The organism is Pseudoalteromonas sp. TB64 (assembly GCF_000498095.1).
GTDB lineage: Bacteria > Pseudomonadota > Gammaproteobacteria > Enterobacterales > Alteromonadaceae > Pseudoalteromonas.
In genome coordinates this window covers 37,721-57,581 of the sequence record NZ_AUTQ01000275.1, presented here as the reverse complement: position 1 = coordinate 57,581, position 19,861 = coordinate 37,721, and the positions used below count along the sequence as shown (strand labels likewise).

Sequence of the window (19,861 nt, the reverse complement as noted above, 5' to 3'; positions counted from 1 at the left end):
GTTCGAAGGATTTTATTATGACAACATATCAACGCGAAACAGACACACTTTCTACTCTTTGCCAATCACAAGGCAGCGCATGGAAAGCCATTAACCCTGAATACGCAAGCCGTATGCGTTTACAAAACCGTTTTCGAACTGGGATTGATATTGCGCAATACACAGCAGATGTAATGCGTGAAGATATGGCTGNAAGCCTGTATACGCAGTCTTTAGGGTGTTGGCACGGTTTTACTGCGCAGCAGATGATGATGGCTATTAAGCGCCACCAAAAAACAACTAAACGCAGCTATGTATACTTAAGTGGTTGGATGGTTGCAGCGCTTCGCTCTGCATTTGGTCCACTACCTGATCAAAGCATGCACGAAAAAACATCGGTACCTGCGCTAATTGAAGAAATTTACACATTTTTAAAGCAAGCCGATGCACNAAAAGCAAGTGGCGGTGATGTTAAAGCTGTTATTGATAAAATAGATAACTTTGAAACCCATGTTGTGCCAATTATTGCTGATATTGATGCCGGTTTTGGTAACGAAGAAGCAACTTATTTACTGGCTAAAAAAATGATTGAAGCCGGTGCATGTGCAATTCAAATAGAAAACCAAGTATCTGACGCTAAACAATGTGGTCACCAAGCAGGTAAAGTTACTGTGCCGCATGAGGATTTTTTAGCAAAAATTAACGCGGTACGTTACGCCTTTTTAGAACTCGGTATTGATAACGGTATTATTGTGGCGCGTACTGACTCATTAGGTGCCAGCCTTACTCAAAAAGTACCGGTGTCGCAAACACCAGGTGACTTAGCAAGCCAGTACAATGCATTTTTAGAAACCACGCCAATTAACGGTGTTGATGATTTAAATGAAGGCGACACGGCAATGAAAATTAATGGTCAGCTATGTAAACCAACTCGCCTAGATAACGGCTTATTTCAGTTCCGCGAGGGCACAGAAAAAGACCGCGTAGTACTAGATTGTATTACCAGCTTGCAGTCGGGCGCCGATTTACTGTGGATTGAAACAGAAAAACCGCATGTTAAACAAATAGCAGAGCTGGTAAACCGGGTTAAAGAGCACGTACCAAATGCAAAACTGGTATACAACAACTCACCTTCGTTTAACTGGACGCTTAAGTTTCGTGAGCAAGTTTACCAAGAATGGGCTGATGAAGGTCGTGATCTTAGCGCTTACCCAAGTATTACTGATAATAAAGGGCTTATGGCACCAGAAATGGATGCAACAGAGCTTGCGCAAGCAGCCGATTTATTAGTGCAAAACTTCCAGCGTGATGGTGCACGTGAAGCCGGTATTTTCCATCACTTAATAACCTTACCTACATATCATACAGCAGCATTAAGCACTGATATTTTATCAGAGGGTTACTTTGGCGATATGGGAATGCTAGCTTATGTACGTGATGTACAGCGCCAAGAGATTCGTCGTGAACAAGCATCGGTTAAACACCAAGATTTAGCGGGATCTAATATGGGCGATACGCACAAAGAGTACTTTTCTGGTGATAACGCGCTAAAAGCCGGTGGTGAAGATAACACCATGAATCAATTTTAACTTCCTAACTAGATAGTGTTACTCAAGGGCCTTTAGGCCCTTTTTTATTGCTTTAATCATTATGAGATCAGATTTTAACTAACATGACTTTTTTTGGATCACGATTTAACTAACGTAGGCAATTTTTAGATCAGAGTTTAACTAACCTTACTGTAAACCCCGTTTTCGGCTTATATAGGAAGTAAAATAGTGCTAAATAGCTTAAAAAATATCGATAAGTTACTGATTTTTAGTTTATGGCGTTAAAATACTAAATTTATAAACCGATTTTTTACTAACTTAGCTACGTCACAAAACAACATTTTACTAACTGAGAGGCTATAAACAGTAGCTCAAACCGATTTTTTACCAACTCAAAGTTGTTAAAACGCTATAAACCGAAATTTTACCAACTCAACTACATGTTGAATCTTGTATTTGAGGTTATACTTATTTAAATTAATTAATATGATAAAACTGTAAACCCCCTTTACAGTTTTATGACCATAAAAAAGCCACTTAAAATAAAGTGGCTTTTCTGTTTTTACTATTTAATTAAAGAGTAAAAAATGTAATTTTAACTATTTAGTGTGTTTATCAAACCACCATTGAATATAGGCAACTTTGGTCATTAAGTTTGATGGGCGGGTTGTAATACCATGCGATGCATTAGGAATACGCACCATTGCAGTATCAACACCTTGTAGTTTTAATGCTTGATAAAACTGCTCAGTTTCTGAAATTGGTGTACGGTAGTCAGATTCTCCAGTGAGCAACATAGTAGGGGTTTTAACGTTACCAACATAGCTAATAGGTGAGCGCTTCATGTAATGCTCAATGTGATCCCATGGTTTTCCTGGAAACCAGTAATCAGCAAAAAACGGGTAAAAATCGGCAGTTAGTACAAAGCTGATCCAATTAATAACAGGCTTAGCAACTACAGCTGCAGCAAAGCGATCGGTATGACCTACAATCCAAGCTGTTAATACACCGCCGCCAGAGCCTCCGGTTACAAATAATTTAGACTCATCAATAAAACCTTTCGCTATTAGCGCATCAACGCCTGTCATTAAGTCATCAAAATCGTTACTTGGGTAATTGTGATGAATAGTTTGTGCAAATTCTTTACCGTATGAATCGCTGCCACGTGGATTCATGTATAAAACGACATTTCCTTTGGCTGCAAACAGTTGAATTTCGGCGCTAAAGTGTGGACCGTAATTAGCTACTGGACCACCATGTATTTCTAGTATTAGCGGGTATTTTTTACTGCTATCAAATTTTGGCGGGTAGGCAATCCAACCTTGAATAGGTAGCTCATCATGGCTTGATTTAATCCAAATTTCTTCAACTTTAGCGAGTTGCTTACTACCTAGTGCATCTTTATTAAGTGTAGTTAAGCGCTGTGCTTTACCGCGTTTAATAGTTGCTATATCAGCAGGGCGCTGAGTATCGGCAAGGGTAAAGGCTACTTCGCCATCTTCGCTCACATCAAAGTCGCCACCAGAATAAGGGCGACCAAATGCAACACTGCCAATTTGCTCCGTTATTATTTTACGTTTACCACTGCGTGGTTGATACGCAAGGGCGGTTTGCCCTTTATCTGCGTAGCTAAAGTACACGCCTTTTGAGTTTGCACTCCATTTTATTTGTCCTACGCTACGGTCAAAACTAGGCGTTAAACTTGTTGTGTTGCCTGTTTTTAAATCACGAATATAAAGCTGAGTGTTTTCGTAGTTAGTGCGTTTATCATCGTAACCTGTGTACGCTAAGTAGCGACCATCTGGAGATACTTTAGGTTGTTCGTCAGGTCCGTTTCGGTCTGTAACTTTAGTTATATTTTGTGTGGCTAACTCGAGCTGATAGATTTCACTGTTTGTAGGCTTTAGCAGGTTGTTTTTGTGCCTGTTTGCAGAAAAATAAAGCGATTTACCATCGTTGCTAAAACTTACATCGCCTGCGTTATCAAATTCATCATTAGTTAGTTGTGTGGCATTACCACCATTAGCATCAATCGAAAATAATTGGCTAAAGCCCTTTTGTGTGTAACCGCCACCATCTGAACGGTAGTAAACATCATCAATAAATTTAGCAGGCTCTGCCCATGTGGCACCTTTTGGTTTGCCTGGTAAGCTCACTGGTGCTGAAGTAGCACTTGGAACAAACATGCTAAATATTAATTGGTTAGAATCAGGGCTCCATGTAATCGCTCGTGGGCTAGCGGTTAAGTTACTAATTTTTGCCATGGCACCTGTTTTAAGCCATTTTATATATATTTGGCTGCTACCATCGCGAGTTGATATAAACGCAAGGCGTTGACCATCAGGAGAGAGTACTGGCGAATAATCCATATGTACGCCAGAGGTTAGCGGCTGCATTTGTTTAGTTTTGTAATCAACAGACCAAATGTTACCTACTTTGCGATCTGTTTTTATATCCATACGATTACGCACAAAGTAAACTGTTTTACCGTCTTCGGTTATATCTATCTGATTCGCATATTCTAAATTAAACACATCTTGCAGCTGTAGAGTATTTGTTTCAGCGTAGGCTAAATTGCTACAACCTAAAACGAGGCTAAGTGTTAAAAGCTTTTTCATTTTTATCCCTGTTGTTATTTTTTAATTTGCTAAGTAGTTATATGTTAGGGATTATTAAATTAACAGTAGGATGCGATGAAGCTCTTATTTAACTCTATGAGTTAAAGCTGTAAAGGGGGTTTACAGCTTATATTAAGGATTGTGATAAAAGCCTAATTTACTGATTCACAAAGTGCTTTTATATCTTTTATAAGCGCTATGCCATCGGCGTTGTCGCCATGTACACATAAGCTATGTGCGTTGAGTGTTAGTTTGTTTCCTGTTTGCGTTGTCACGCTACCATCAGATAAAAGCTGAGTAACTTGCTCTAGTAATGCCGCTTTGTTATGAACGCTGCCCTCAATTTTTCGTGAAACTAAATGCCCGTCGTCGGTGTACTGTCTGTCGGCAAATGCCTCGAGTATTAGCTCAACTCCTGAGCTTTTAGCTATTTTAATATGCTTATTGGCATTTTTAGTCGCTAAAACCATTAGTTTTAAATCTGTTGGGTAGCTGGCAATAGCATTTATAACGGTTTGTAATATTTGCTCATCAGCCATCATGTCGTTATAAAGTGCGCCGTGCGGTTTAACATAGCTAAGTGTTAAACCTTGCACTTTTGCCATACCTTCAATAGCGGCTATTTGATAATGTAGGCAGTTTGTAAGCTCTTTTTCGCTAAGTGTCATTGAGCGCCTACCAAAGCCTTGCTTATCTGGGTAACTTGGATGAGCGCCAATTTGTACGTTATGCTGCTTGGCAAGTACAAGAGTGTTTGCCATTACGTCAGCGTCACCTGCATGGAACCCACACGCAATATTAGCCATATCAATATGTGGCATTACGTCATCGTCTAGCCCCATTTTCCATGCGCCAAAGCTTTCGCCTAAATCACAATTGAGTTTCATATTAGTGCGCCTCTTGCTGTTTTATTGTGACAGGTAATACGCCGTTAGCCGTTGCTTCTCCTAGTAACACTTTTGCAAGTGCGGTAAAAGCAGGACCAGATACAATATCATTTTTATCTACATCAATATTATATGCATACGATGCAAGTACAGCATTTGCATAATCGCCAAATTTAGCAATGTCGTAAGGGGCTCTTAGGCTTATAAAAACAGTGCTTTTGTTTTCCTCTTTTGCCACTTTTAATAATGACTCAAGTGCTTTTGGCTGCTCTGCATTATTAAGCGCAAAATTAGGATCGTCTTTTAAATCATCCATACCGCCAATTTCTACTGCACTTTGATTCGGCGTTGCATTGCCGGCTATAACGACATCAGCAGCGTGTATTTGTGCTTTTGCGAGTTCAGGGTTAAACCCTTGTAGGCTGCTACAGGTATAGTTTAGTTTTTGCTGGCTAATAGCTTCAATCGCTTGCTGCATTGCCATACATTTACGCGTGTCGGGCATAATAATATGAACATTACTTCCTGCTTTTAAATTGAGCGGCAAAGTACTGTTATTATTTTTAACTTGCGTTATTGCCTCTACAGCAAGCTGCGCTTCTATTTCACGATGTGCTGCACTGCCAATTGTTTGCTTAGCATTTATGAGCGCGGTAATAGGGTCAAAATTAGTGCTTAATCTAAATTTATTTTTAAGTGTAATTATACGCTGTGCAGATTGTGCTATTTCTTGCTCATCAAGTTGGCTTGATTTAACCGCTGCAACAAGCTCTTTAATAAGGGCATCGAGCTTGTTTAAATCATCCGGTGTTCTTATTTCAAAGGGCATTAGGGCAATGTCAGCCCCAGCCGCAAACGTATTTATTACCGCTTGAGTTGGTGTGAAAAAGTTACTAATGCCAGCCATATCAAGTGCATCGGTTACTACAACACCTTGGTAATTAAGCTCACCACGTAAAATGTCAGTAATGATTGCGCGCGACATTGTTGCCGGTTTTATCATAGTTTTGCCATTAACACTTACAAACGTTGTGCTATCGAGCGCGGGATATTGAATATGCGCCGTCATTATCATGCCTGGATTTTGCTTGGCGATAATATGTTTAAACGGTGCTAAATCTTGCTCGTAAATAACCTCTTTTGCATGGTTTACTTTAGGCAAACCTGTATGGCTATCTACGTTTGTATCGCCGTGGCCTGGAAAGTGCTTTAACGAGGTAACAACGCCGTTGTTCTCAAATCCTGCAACCTGTGCGGCGCCTAATTTACTTACTAATGCTGGGTTTTCACCAAACGAACGTACGTTAATAACAGGGTTGTCGGGGTTCATGTTTACATCAACCGTGGGTGCGTAGTTTACATTGATACCCAGCGAATTTAGCTCTTTAGCTATAACAGTTGCTGTTTTTGTCGCAAAGCTTGTTCCGTGTTTTTTGTATGTTGCGCCAATCGACATATTACCGGTAAATGAGGTAGCAACATCGCGGGGTAAACGTGCTACACGTCCGCCTTCTTGATCTATAGATATAAATAGCGGCAGCTTACTACTGGACTTACTTGCAGCTGTTTGCAATTGGCTATTAAGCGTAATGGTTTGTTCTATCGATTGGGTGTTTTCAGAAAATAAAATAACCCCACCAATATCGTATTTTGCAATAGCGACGGCAAGCTCATTAGGTAACTCGGTCATTGGAGTTCGGCATTTATTACTTACTCCTTGCTGGCAAAAGTAGCGAAAGTCGAGTATTAGCTTTTGCCCAAGTTGTTGTTCAAGAGAAAGCACGGGTTTAGCAAACGAGGATTGTAATGGCATTAAGCACCCAGATAAAAAAACGATAGACGATACAATACACTTATTTAGCAAAACACACTCCAAGGCTAAAAAGTAGATAAGTGTATGCAGCTTATCTACTTTTTGGTGTAACTGCAAAGCTATACGCCAAGTGTTTTTACAAGCTTAATAGGTGCTTAAGGTGTGTATTTATTAGTAGCTTATTTGTATGTGGGGGAGCATATTTGGCGAGCTGGTATTTAGCTTAGCATTAATATTATAAACGTGTTTAAGGCGCTTTGTTGTTAGTACGTCCTCTGGTGAGCCTGCTGCTTCAATAACTCCGTTATTGATCATATAAATTCTATCTGCAAAACTCGCCGCTAATGACAGGTCGTGTATAACGGCTATAACACCAGCCCCTTGCAGTGCAATACTTTTAGCTTGAGCCATTACATCGTACTGATGAAAAATATCTAAACTTGATGTTGGCTCGTCTATTAATAAATAAGCTGGTTTGTTTGCTTTTAAACAAGGTTGAATTTGGCAAAGTACGCGGGCTAATTGCACGCGTTGCTTTTCTCCCCCAGATAACTGCGTAAAAGTATGATTTTTTAAATGAGTAATGCCCAGCGCTTGCATTGTTTGGTTTGAAAATGCTTTTAAAGCGTGTTGGCTAAACTGTGTTTGATGTGCAAAATGTGCCATATCAACAACTTCATTCACGGTAAAAGGAAAGTCGAGTTCATAACTTTGAGTGAGCACTGCGCGGCACATAGCTAAGCTTTCTACAGAATATGTATGCAGCGGTTGATCGTTAAGTGTAATGCTACCTTGTGCTAATTTTATATCGCCGCATAGTGCCTTTAATAATGACGATTTACCCGCGCCATTTGGCCCAATAATAACGACAACTTCTTTTGGTTTTACATAAAAATCTACATTACTTAATAAGCATTTAGAGCCAACGCTTGCTGATATATTGTTAGCGCACAACATTAGTGGCTCCTTTGTTTGTAGGTTTTTAATAGCATAAGTAAAAAGAATGGACCGCCAATTGCGCTAGTAATTAAACCAATAGGGAGTTCTGCTGGAAGCATTACTGTGCGCGCGAATAAATCGGCAAGGCTAAGCAGTAATGCACCGCCTAAAATACTTGCTGGCATTAAGTGCCGATGATCGGGTCCTAATATTAATCTCACTATGTGCGGCACAATAAAGCCAACAAACCCAATTATGCCCGTTATTGAAACAGCCGCTCCAGTGCACAAAGCTGTGCAGATAAAAACTTGTTTTTTAAGGCGCGTAACGTTTATGCCTAAATGCTTGGCCTGCATTTCGCCTAATAAATATAAGTTAAGTGGTTTAGCGAGGCGTATTAATAGTGCAATGCTAATTATAATTGCACAAAGCGAGGGGATCATCATTGCAAAATGATTACCAGCAAGTGATCCCATACTCCAAAATGTTAGATCGCGAAGTTGTTGCTCGTTACTAATTAAAGTTAGCCCACCAATAAATGATCCAACAATTGCATTTACGGCTATTCCTGCAAGTAATAAGCTAATAATGGTAAATTGCCCACTGTGAGCGCTTAATCTATAAATAAATGCGCATACGGCAATGCATCCAAAAAACGCACCAACAGGTACAGCGTAAACGCCAAGTGTATTACTAAAGTCAGCAAATAAAGTGGTGCCTAATACAATGGTTGCTACTGCGCCGAGTGCCGCGCCGCTCGATACGCCAATTAACCCAGGATCGGCTAATGGGNTAGCCGCGCCACAGGCAGCTAATCCAGCTCCTACTACCATTGCTAATATAATACGAGGTAAACGGATTTGCCAAATAATTGCATTTTTTAAACTGTCGCTTTCAAGATTATTAACAATAGCGATAATTTCGCTAAAACTTAAGCTAACGCCTCCTTTGCTAAGTGCTATAAAAAACATTAAAACACAGGCTAAAAATAAACACGGAATAGCCATTTTTCGCTGTTTATTTTGAGTTAGTACAGTGCTACCTAGTGCCAACATATTATTTACTCACTTAGCGCAGGCGTAGTTTCAGATGTTTTAGCAAACCTGAATTTATAACCTGCAGGCAATTTAGCCTTTGGATGCAATACGCTTGCAAGCTCTACTACTGCTTGTGGGGTACGTGGTCCCATTCCTAGCAAGTAGCTCCCATCAAAGCTATAAACTTGCTCATTTTTAGCCGCATTAGAAAATTTAAAATGATCTAACTTAGTAATGTTGGTCAGCGGATCATCGCCATGGCGACCCATAGTAATAATAACATCGGGATTAAATGCTAATGCCGCTTCGGTTGAAAGTGGCTTCCAGTTATCTAACTGCTTGGCGACTATATTAATACCGCCTGCGGCGTTAATTAATTCATTTGCAGAAGTATGTGCACCGGCAACAATGGGTTGTCCGCTAGGTACACTTAAAATAAATAATACACGAGGCTTATAATCTGATTGCGATAAAACATAGTGCAGTGCGTCTCTATCGGCTTTTAAACTATTTGCTAAAGCTTGACCTTTAGCAGGTACATTTAGTAATTCTGCAACATGGTTTATTTTATTTTCGATACCTAAAAAATTATCCTCGTCTGAAAGAATAACCATATTAACGCCCGTACTTTGCAGTTGTGTAACTACTTTTTTAGGGCCTGTATCGGCTTCTCCTAAAACAAGATCTGGAGTTAAAGAAAGTATACCCTCGGTACTTATTTTTCGTACGTAACCTATTTGTGGTTTTTGTTTTGCGGCGACGGGAAATACACTTGTGCTATCTACCCCTACAATTCTGCTTTGCTCGTCAAGCGCATAGATTATTTCGGTTATTGATCCCCCTGATACAACGATCCTTTGTGGGTTTGGCTCAGCAGCTTTTGCTAAACCTGTTGTTAACAAGCTTATGACGACTAAATATACAAATAGGGGTTTCATAACAAATCCGATGTTGGTACTATAAGTTAATGCAAATACTAACAGTTATCATTTATATTTAATAGTTATGAAGTTTATTATTTTTGTTTTTTGCTCCGCACTTATTCACTTTATTGGTTTATTTATACAAACCGAAACGGATACACCTATTACATTTTTAGAAGGTCAAAAAGCCGATAGGGTATCTATAAATTTGATTGATTCGCAACCAGTTATAAGCCAAAGTCCAGCTCCAAAGGCAAGTGTACAACCTGTATCAGCAGTTAAACCTACGCTAAACACTGAATTTTCGGGAGAAAAGCAGCACGTAAGTAAAGTAGTGAAGCCAGATGATAAACCCGTAACTAAGCCTGTTATTAAAAAAGAACCTTCTAAAGTAAAACCGCAATTAAAGCCGATGGTTAATCAGGAAGTAGTACTTAAAAATGAGCTTGTAGTAAATAACTCAGCACAAAGTGAAAAACCGCCAGAACCTAAAACACCAGATACCAAAGCTGACTCGGTTAAAGCTCCTGCACCAATGTCCTCTGCGGCTAAATTAAGTGAGCAAAACTCTGCAACGAGTCAGTTAGTAAAAATAGCCACATTACCTTTATTTAAAGCGCCAAAACCGGCTTTATCTTACCCATTACGCGCAAAAAAAAGAGGTTACGAAGGTATTGCTATGCTGCAAATAGAGCTCAATAAAAATGGCGAAATTGCCAAGCTTACACTGTTAAAAAGCAGCGGTTTTGCTGAGCTTGATAAAGCTGCACTCAATAATGTAGCGCAATGGCAGTTTTATCCAGTGTTAAAAAACAACCATCCAATAAAAGCATTGTTTAGCGTACCAATTAAGTTTTCGTTAAACGCATAATTAAGAGTATTCAAATGGAATCTGTATTTAATGCCATTGGCGTAATGGCTTGGCCATTATTGTGTTTATCAATAATTGCATTGGCTATTGTACTAGAGCGCAGTTACGTACTTGTATTTGCTAAGTGGCAGTTACAACAGCACAAGGCAGGGAGTAGCCAATTTGCAAGCGCACTTAAAAGCAGGCAACAACAACCCAGTGAGCAGCGCTTACTGTGGTGCCAATTATATTTGCAAGATTGTGTAGTTAATTGGCGTAAGCGATTAAATATGCTTAGTTTACTCGCCTCTTTAAGCCCATTAATGGGATTGTTAGGAACCGTATGGGGGTTAGTGGTGATGTTTAAAAATATTGCACAAACAAATCAAGCCGNCTCCTGCATTATTAGCAGATGGATTGTGGGAAGCTATGTATTCAACTATGGCCGGGTTGGTTATCGCTATTCCGTGTTTATTAGCCAGTGGATTATTAAACGGTTTACTTGATGGGCTGCAAAATGAATTTACGCGAATTATTAATCACTTAAATTATAAATTTACATTTAACGAACTTCCTCATGCTTGAGCTACCAACAACCAATTCAAAAACAGTTTTATTACCCGATTTAACTGCTTTATTAGATGTACTGTTTATTTTATTGGTGTTTTTATTGCTCACCGCAGCAGTAAAATTAAATATGCTTGATGTCACGTTGCCTGACACCGGCAAAAACACGAGCACACCGGTGCAACAGGTTGATGTACAGGTACTAAGTGTACGTATACATAATGGCAAAGCACAATATGGACTCGAACAACAATTATATGACTCCCTAAGTAGCGCCATAGCAGGGTTAAAAGTAGTAAAGCAAGACATTCCTCTTTATTTAGCGGTTGATGAGCAAGTACCAAGTGGAGATCTTGTTGCATTGTTAGCGGCACTTTCAGCAGAAAAATATCAAATTGCAAATATTTTAGTTAAAAGCGAGTGATAATTATTATCATTTAAGTGTTATTTTGTTATAGTGCATCCGCTTTAGGTTACTAGGGGCTACGGCTAAAGCGTTATGTAACTAAACACTGACCAAGTGCGGTGTTTAAACTAAATAAAACTATAAATGGAGTTAATTATGCGCCTTTCAAAACTGGCTTTATGTATTGCCAGCGTTTCAATGCCTCTTATGGCTGCTGAGCCTGAAATAACAAACAGTTCAGACACACAAACCCCAGTAACAGCATTAGATGCCGTAACAGTAACAGCTACGCGTACCGAAAAATCAGCTTTAAATTCAGCCCAAGCAGTTAACGTTATTACCGAACAACAAATAGAGCGAGTACTTGCCAGTACTTTATTTGACAGCCTAACTAATGTTCCTAATGTTACATCAACGGGTGGGCCTAGAAGTGGGGGGCAAAAATTTAGCGTACGAGGCTTTAGTGATGCTGAAGATGTATTAATAAGTGTAGATGGCGCTATTCAAACTTTTGAAAAGTATAGAATGGGTAGCTTTTTTTCAGACCCTGAACTTTATCGCTCTGTGAGTATAAAGCGCGGACCAAGCACAGTGTTACATGGCGGTGGTGCACTTGGTGGCGTGGTAGAAATGGAGCTTAAAGATGCGAGCGACTTTTTAGCCCCTAACGAAAAAGCGGGCGCCAAGGTTAAGCTTGGGCACCATGGTAATAATAATGAAAATAACGGTACTGTTTACGCCTATGCCAGACCAACTGAGTCACTTGATTTAGTTGCCGCTTATGTAAAAAGAAGCAGTGACGATTTTGAATTATCAAATGGTGAAACATTTGATAACTCTGGTATTGAAGCCGAATCGTTATTACTTAAAGGTGAATATTACTTAAATGAAGACTCTCTTATAGGGGTTTCTTATACAAAAAGTGAAGACAGCCAACGAACTGAGTTTAACACTACCGATCCTGGTGCGTGGGGAACCGTTTATAGAACCATAGAGCAATCAGTTACTAATTTAAGTTACGAGCTTAACCCTGCAAATAACCCTTATGTAAATCTAAATGCGCGTTTTGGTTATAGCCAAAGCCATGTTACTGAGAGCGATGGGTCGGGTACGTTAAAAGATTTTATTGGCATAGCCTCTAATTACGAATACAACATAGCTACATTAGATATAGCAAACACTTCGGTACTTAATAAACATACTTTAACGTATGGCGTTCAATATTCAGATAAAGAACGTGTTGGCTCAAAGCTAAGTTACCCTTGCCTAAATTTAGACTTTCAAACATATGAGTGTATTGAATACGCAAACGATGCTGTACAAGATGAAATAACGTCTCAACCAGGCGGCACGCAAAAGCGCTTAGGTGTTTACATTCAAGATGAATTTACATGGCAAGCACTTACACTAACGGGTGGGCTACGTTTTGAAAAATACAAGACAACAGCAACCTCAAACTTTAATGCGTTATTTAGCGAGTTAGATACCGAAACAGAGCACTCTCAAGTTGTACCCGCTATTACAGCTAATTATCAATTAAATAAACAATTCGCTATTTTTGCAAGTTATCAAGAAGGGTTTAGAGCACCATTAATAGATGAATTGTACGACCAATACAGTGGTCGCGATCCTGCTTTAGACTTGCAAGTAGAAAAAAGCAGTAATAAAGAAGTTGGCGTAAGTTATCAAACGCTCAATGTGTTTACTAATAGAGATGCGCTAACGGCTCGGTTTATTTACTTTGATATAGATGTGGATGATGAAATTCAATCAGACACAAGCAACACAACTAACCCTTCACCGTCTCCACGTTATAGCAATATTGGCGACAATCAGCGCGATGGTATTGAGTTTGAGGTTAATTATGCTCACACCATTGGTTATGCCAACCTCTCTTACAGCACTATTTCAGGAGAGGACGAAAATAATGAATCTTTGTGGTATTTACCTGCTGATAAATTAGCGCTTGATGCTGGTTTAAACTTTTTTGACGATACCGTTAAAACAGGCCTTAGTATTCAAAATATTGATAAGCGTACTGTGTTTGTTAGTGGTAACGAGGAGCAACAAAAAGGTTATACATTAATAGGTATGAATGCTAGTTGGGATATAAACAAGAGCTGGAACGCACGGGTCGCTATTGATAATTTATTTGATAAAGAATACCAAGTAATAGCAGGCACCGGTGGTGGAATTGGTGATTACGGTGTAGGTCGTAATATTAAAACCCAAGTTAGCTTTAGATTTTAAATTGCTGCTGCAGCATTTGGTGTGTTGCAGCTTTTTTAGGAGCATATAATGAACACGTTACTCAATCAATACCAAGCCTTAAAAGTAGAACAACCGACTATTAAAGCGGTTGATGCCGCTTTAAAACTAGCTACTTCCGAAGCACAATTAGTTGCTGCACAAGTAGGCATTAGCGCAATTAAACTCGATATAAACCATATCGAAAGCATACTTAAAGGCTTGAAAAAACTTGAACATGTTATGGCAATGACTCGAAACGAGCTTGTTGTAAACGAAATTAAAGGTTGTTACGAGAAGCTTTATACATCAGAGCGTAACAATCAGAAAATGGCGATAGCTATAAATCCAGGTGGAATAGACCTAAGACTATTTTTATATAAATGGGCGAGTGTATTCGCCGTTAAGCTAAATAACATGGTAAGTATTCAGTGTTTTGACAAGCACGGCCGAGCTGTTCATAAAATATTTAGTACAGAGCAAACCAATTTAACTGCATACGATGCATTAATTAATAAATACAGCGACAGTGAGCAAAGCACTACTTTAACTGTTGAGCCAAAAGTTATAGATGAATTAAAATTTAAGCCTCTAGAGGCTATTAATGTAACGGGCTTTTTAAAAGCGTGGGAAAACCTTCAAGATGTGCATCATTTTCCTGCATTGTTAACCGAGTTTGAAATAGGTAGAACACAAGCTCTTGAGCTAGCACAGCCTAGGTGGGCACAAGAGATCTCTCCTATAAGTTTGCCATTTATATTTGAAACATTAAAAGCACAGCAAAATGAAGTGATGATTTTTGTAAATAACGATGCCGCAGTACAAATATATTCAGGTACATTAATTAACTTAAAACAAGCAGGACCTTGGTATAACGTACTGGATGATGACTTTAATTTACATATTAAAAGTGATGATTTTGCGCGTGCGTTTGTTGTAATAAAACCAACTGATAATGGCGAAACACTTGTTCATTCTATTGAGTTTTTTGATGAGCAAGGAAACACAGTAATGACTTTATTTGGTCGAAGGGTTGAAGGTAAAAAGCAATCAACTGATTGGGTTGAGTTATGCGAGCAACTTAAACAAAAGAATTTAGCTGCTTAGTTTTAACGTAATAATTATGACTTAAATATAGCGATAAATGAGTGCTGAAATTAAGCTCGGTGCACCTTAAATTAAAGGTTGTGATGTTTATTGCTATATTTTTACTTATTTTTATAAAATATTAGCTTACGAGAGATTGAGCTTACTAAGTTAAAGCCTCCCTTGTATGAAAAACATTTCCCTTAAAAGATCTACACCTTTAAAATATATGGCTAAGCTTAAGTTGTGTGTAAAACCTTAAGCTTAACTATTTTTAAAGGAGTAAGAATGTTGTTCTTATAGATGAAATTTAAAGCAAAATATATTTACATAGTATACATATCTAATTAAATCGAATATGGAAACCAGCTGTGTGTAAACGAATGTAAATCCCCATTCCTGCAATAAAAAAGTATTGTGAGTAATTCACTTAGTTTTATAGAATATTGATAATGTTGTTTTGTTTTCATTAAAGTTGTTTTAAATCAATTCCTAACATGTTTTTTTCTTGTGTTTTATTTTTATTCTATTTTGCTTTTTTACTAATATACCTCTTGTTTTTTTTCATACTAAAAATTAGAACTCTCATGATTCCCTATAAAAGCCTATGCACACTGGATTTACATTTTAATGACATGTGTTATCTTTCGAAAATAACCTCATTTATTTATTTTAATTTAAATCCACTTGAATTTTTTAAATAAATTATCAAAAAATAATAATTAAATGCGTATAAAAGCGCAAGGAGTGTTCAGTGAAGACCCAAGTAGCATTAGCTGTTTCAGCAGCATTATTAACAGTATCATTAAGTTCTGTAGCCGGCGGAAGCAGTGTTCATCAACAAATAGCACTCGCAAAATCAGCAGTTGATAAAACTAAAGCATCATCTAGCTCAATTACTAGCGTAGTTAAAACAGCAAAAAAAATTGTTGTTGAATCAGACCTAGCATCAGGCGAATACACTTACATTGTTCGTTTAGCCGATCTTCCTTTAGCAACCTACGATGGTAGTGTTGTTGGTTTTGCCGCTACAAGCCCTAAAATAGCTAAAAAAGAACTTTTTTCAAAATTAGCTAATAGCAAAATGAGTTCGCAACAAGTACGTAATGAATTACGTTTAGATGTTAAATCTACAGATGCAGTTCAATACACTAACTACCTTGAAGATAAACAGCAAAACTTCCTTTCTAAAGCTCGCCTTTCATTGGGTAAACAAGCAAACGTTGTATATAAATATAAAAATGCATTCAACGGTGTTGCTATGCGCTTAACTCAAGAGCAAGCTGTAAAATTAGCTGCTTTAGATGGCGTAGAATATGTTGAACGTGAACGTATGGAAACAATGGACACTGATACAGGTCCTATCCATATTGGCGCTACTCAAGTATGGCAAGGCGAAGGCAATTCAGCTACTAACATGGGTGAAGGCGTTATTATTGGTGTAATTGATAGTGGTGTAAATACAGACCATGATTCATTTGCCGATATTGGTGGTGATGGCTACAACCATACTAACCCATGGGGCGAAGGTAATTATGTAGGTGATTGTGCCGCTGATTTTGTTGAACTATGTAACGATAAATTAATTGGTGTTCGTTCATACGCAAGTGTTACTGATAACTATGACGATGTAGAAGTGTTTGGTACTACACCGCCAGCTAAAAATGGTGAAGATTACGGCGGTCACGGTTCACATACTGCAAGTACAGCAGGCGGTAATATTTTAAAAAATGTACCGTTAATTGCACTAGAAACTGGTGTATTAGAAAGTGACGGTATTGTTAATGATACATTTTCGTTTGAACAAATATCTGGTGTAGCACCGCATGCTAATATTGTTGCTTACCAAATTTGTAGCCCTGGTAATGCTGATGATAAATATACGGGTTGTCCTGGGGCAGCTATTGTTGCAGCTCTAGACGATGCAGTTGCTGATGGTGTTGATGTATTAAACTACTCTATTAGTGGTGGCGGTAACCCTTGGGCAAGTGCTACTGAACTTGGTTTTTTAGCAGCACAAGAAGCGGGTATTTTTGCCGCAGTATCTGCGGGTAACGATGGTCCAGAAGCGTACACAACATCAAAAAATGCACCTTGGTATACTGTTGTTGGTGCTTCAACGCATGGTAGATCATTAGATAGCTTTGTTACATTTAACGATGAAGCGTTTGCATATTCAAACGGCACAGGTCCTGTGTTTACTGAAATTGTAACTGCTTCTCCTATTACCTCTTTATCTGTTGATGCAAATAACTTTGAAGGCTGTAGTGCTTTCGCTGCTGATTCATTTAAAGATGCTGTTGCTGTAATTAGTCGTGGTGCATGTGCATTCTCAGATAAAGTTGCTAATGCAACTGCTGCAGGTGCTGCTGCCGTTATTGTTTACAATAATACTGATGGTGATACACGTCTTACTATGTCAGGCTTAGAAGGCACAACTATTCCTTCTGTAGCTATATCTGAAAACTCAGGTAAAGATTTATTAGATGCATTAGCTTCTACTTCAGGCATGACAATTTCTATCGACCCTGCAATCACTTTGGTTGTTGGTCAAGCTGACGATATGGCTGACTTCTCATCTCGTGGTCCTAACAGCACTACTGCTGATATTATGACTCCTTCTGTTACAGCGCCAGGCGTATCAATTTATGCAGCTTACAATGACCAAGATTTTGGTAATGATGTAACTGCTCCTTCTCCAGGTGACTTTGCCTTTTTACAAGGTACATCAATGTCAGCACCTCATACTTCAGGCGCTGGTGCGGTATTAAAATCTGCACATCCTACATGGACACCAGATAACATTCGTTCAGCACTAATGATGACGGCTACAACCGATGTACGTAAAGAAGACGGTTCAACACCAGCTGACGTATTTGATATGGGCTCAGGTAGTATTCGCGTTAATTTAGCGACTAATACGGGTCTAATCATGGATGAAACGTTTGGTAACTACATGAAGGCAAACCCAGCAACGGGTGGCGTTCCTTTATCACTAAACATTCCTTCAATGACAAATACACAATGTATTGATACGTGTACTTGGACTCGTACATTTATGGCAACTAAAGATGCTAACTGGACTGCAACGCCAGTATCAACATCTAATAATATGTCATTAACTGTTTCACCAACTAGCTTTGATATTAAAGCGGGCGAAACACAAACAGTAACGGTAACTGCTGATGTAAGCGCATCTGCTGCAGATGTATGGAACTTTGGTAGCCTTGAACTAACTTCAGCCGGTTTACCAGATGCTCATTTACCGATTTTAGTGCAAGTAGCTGAAAGCAACTTACCAGAAGCATTATCGGTAGCGGCATCTCGCTCAAGCGGTACTTACACATTTACAGATTTAATGTCTAAGAGTTTAAATAATATTGAAGTTGGTGTGTTTGATAAAAGCTCTGACTTAGTTGAGCCTCAAACAGTATTTGTTGAAGATGGGGATTTAGACTTTATAGTACTTACTTTTGATGAAGTTGTACCAAATGTTGTATTTAGTACTTCATCAGCAACAGCGCCTGATATAGATTTACGAGTTTTAGATGGCGAGTTTAATAATATTGGTAGCAGTGCTGGCCCTAACTCAAACGAGTCAGTTACTTTCCTTAATTTACCAGCAGATACTTACTACATTGTTGCAGACAGCTTTACTGCATCAGCACCAGGTGCTATTGATGAAGTTGTAATTAGTGCAGCGTCAATCTTAACAAATGAAGATTCTAAGAGTGATACTGTTAGCGCTAGTGTTGAAGAAAGTAATGGTTCATTTGACTTAACGGTTACATGGTCTGATAACGCAAGTAGCAGCTCATTATTATCGTTAAAATCAGGTGATGGCTCTACAGAAGTACAAATTCCGTTAACAGTATCGTTCGCAAATGATGAAGTAATTGAAACTGTATCTGACGAGATAAAAGCTGAAAGCCAAGTAATAATGCCTGGTGAAGCTCAAGCTGTTAGCTTTGATATTGAGCCAAACTTTACCAATGCCGATAAGGTTTACACATTAAAAGCAATGGTTACAGAAGGACAAGAAATAGCTAACGTTGATAACGATGGCGTTGTAACTGAAAACACCGTTGAGTGGACTGTTACACGTGTAGCGGGTGAATCAACAGAGACTATGTCAGTGGGCTTTGATTTAATTCCTAGACAGTCAGGAACTAACAAAGAACTAGTGTTAACTAATACAATTGATGGCAGCACAGTTGAATCTACTTATAGCTTTGGCGTTGTAGAAGTAGCTCCAGTAGCTGCAGCTAACGATGTATCAAGTGCGCGAGAAGGCACTAGCGTAACTATGGATGGTTCTATCTCTAGCGATGCTAACAACGATGCATTAACTTACGCTTGGAAACAGTTATCAGGAACCCCTGTTAGCTTAAGTGGTAGTGGTTCATCAATTAGCTTTGAAGCACCACAAGTTTCTGGTGATGAAGTAATTGCTTTCCAACTAGAAGTTAGTGATGGAAACGGTAACTCAGATACAACAGTAGCAACTGCAACTATTACAGAAAACAAAGGTAGCAGTGGTTCATTCGGTTGGTTAATAGCATTATTAACTCCTGTGTTATTTGCTCGTCGCAGAAAAAATAACTTATAATTTTTATTAATAAATAATATCTTATAAACAAAAGCCATTAACATTGCGTTAATGGCTTTTTTCTTATCTTTAAACTTATTTATAGGTTTAAAACCTAAATATAAAATCTTTACTCTATCTACTTATAAAGCCCTCAAGCGTGATCATTTACAAAGCTTCAGATTGTTAATTAAACACATGTGTAACTCTAATGTTAATATTTGATGTGTAAATATTCGCATAATCATATTTGAACAGTTATAATTGCCGGCTTTACATACATTTATTAGCGTGAATATTTTAAGCCGCGCTTTGGAAGACAATACTTTGCGGTATAAACTATTAGCGGCTCTAAACCTTCGGTTCCTTAT

At 38.6% G+C, this 19,861-nt stretch carries 13 protein-coding genes and 1 pseudogene; 8 read left to right on the top strand and 6 right to left on the bottom strand.

The window, feature by feature from the left end; all coding sequences use genetic code 11:
* Nucleotides 1-17: 17 nt before the first annotated feature.
* Entirely contained in the window at nucleotides 18-1,568 is a 1,551-nt protein-coding gene (locus L647_RS0123325; protein ID WP_024613111.1) for an isocitrate lyase, read from the top strand.
* A gap of 560 nt (nucleotides 1,569-2,128) precedes the next feature.
* Here the strand turns inward: L647_RS0123325 and L647_RS0123320 are convergent.
* The 6 genes from L647_RS0123320 to L647_RS0123295 form a co-directional block, all read right to left on the bottom strand.
* A complete protein-coding gene (locus tag L647_RS0123320) occupies nucleotides 2,129-4,147 on the bottom strand; it encodes a S9 family peptidase (RefSeq protein ID WP_024613110.1) in 2,019 nt (672 codons plus the stop codon).
* A gap of 152 nt (nucleotides 4,148-4,299) precedes the next feature.
* Nucleotides 4,300-5,034: a 5-oxoprolinase subunit PxpA gene (locus tag L647_RS0123315; RefSeq protein ID WP_024613109.1), complete on the bottom strand. Its 735-nt coding sequence runs from the start codon at nucleotides 5,032-5,034 to the stop codon at nucleotides 4,300-4,302.
* Between the two features lies 1 nt (nucleotide 5,035).
* Nucleotides 5,036-6,847, bottom strand: coding sequence for a glycoside hydrolase family 3 protein (locus L647_RS0123310; protein WP_024613108.1), 1,812 nt, complete (start codon nucleotides 6,845-6,847; stop codon nucleotides 5,036-5,038).
* 171 nt (nucleotides 6,848-7,018) lie between these two features.
* Nucleotides 7,019-7,804 carry a heme ABC transporter ATP-binding protein gene (locus L647_RS0123305; protein ID WP_024613107.1) on the bottom strand — a complete coding sequence of 262 codons (786 nt, stop codon included), beginning with the start codon at nucleotides 7,802-7,804 and terminating at the stop codon, nucleotides 7,019-7,021.
* Nucleotides 7,804-8,841, bottom strand: coding sequence for an iron ABC transporter permease (locus L647_RS0123300; protein WP_024613106.1), 1,038 nt, complete (start codon nucleotides 8,839-8,841; stop codon nucleotides 7,804-7,806). Before L647_RS0123300 ends, L647_RS0123305 begins: the two co-directional genes overlap by 1 nt.
* A 5-nt stretch (nucleotides 8,842-8,846) precedes the next feature.
* On the bottom strand, nucleotides 8,847-9,761 hold the full coding sequence (locus tag L647_RS0123295; protein WP_024613105.1) for an ABC transporter substrate-binding protein: 915 nt from the start codon (nucleotides 9,759-9,761) through the stop codon (nucleotides 8,847-8,849).
* A 67-nt stretch (nucleotides 9,762-9,828) separates the two neighbouring features.
* Here L647_RS0123295 and L647_RS0123290 point away from each other — a divergent pair, with 67 nt between their 5' ends.
* From L647_RS0123290 to L647_RS0123265, 7 genes and pseudogenes are all read left to right on the top strand, one after another.
* On the top strand, nucleotides 9,829-10,617 hold the full coding sequence (locus L647_RS0123290; RefSeq protein WP_024613104.1) for an energy transducer TonB: 789 nt from the start codon (nucleotides 9,829-9,831) through the stop codon (nucleotides 10,615-10,617).
* Nucleotides 10,618-10,631: 14 nt separating this feature from the next.
* A pseudogene (locus tag L647_RS1000000126790) lies at nucleotides 10,632-10,928 on the top strand (MotA/TolQ/ExbB proton channel family protein); the annotation flags it as partial.
* Between the two features lie 97 nt (nucleotides 10,929-11,025).
* On the top strand, nucleotides 11,026-11,181 hold the full coding sequence (locus L647_RS1000000126695) for a hypothetical protein (protein WP_343223111.1): 156 nt from the start codon (nucleotides 11,026-11,028) through the stop codon (nucleotides 11,179-11,181).
* A complete protein-coding gene (locus tag L647_RS0123280) occupies nucleotides 11,174-11,587 on the top strand; it encodes a biopolymer transporter ExbD (protein ID WP_024613103.1) in 414 nt (137 codons plus the stop codon). The genes L647_RS1000000126695 and L647_RS0123280 overlap by 8 nt, the downstream gene beginning before the upstream one ends.
* Before the next feature lie 138 nt (nucleotides 11,588-11,725).
* Nucleotides 11,726-13,819, top strand: coding sequence for a TonB-dependent receptor (locus tag L647_RS0123275; RefSeq protein ID WP_024613102.1), 2,094 nt, complete (start codon nucleotides 11,726-11,728; stop codon nucleotides 13,817-13,819).
* A 48-nt stretch (nucleotides 13,820-13,867) separates the two neighbouring features.
* On the top strand, nucleotides 13,868-14,923 hold the full coding sequence (locus L647_RS0123270; RefSeq protein WP_024613101.1) for a hemin-degrading factor: 1,056 nt from the start codon (nucleotides 13,868-13,870) through the stop codon (nucleotides 14,921-14,923).
* 733 nt (nucleotides 14,924-15,656) lie between these two features.
* Complete coding sequence (locus L647_RS0123265) at nucleotides 15,657-19,511, top strand: S8 family serine peptidase (RefSeq protein ID WP_024613100.1); 3,855 nt, start codon at nucleotides 15,657-15,659, stop codon at nucleotides 19,509-19,511.
* The last annotated feature ends 350 nt before the right edge of the window (nucleotides 19,512-19,861 follow it).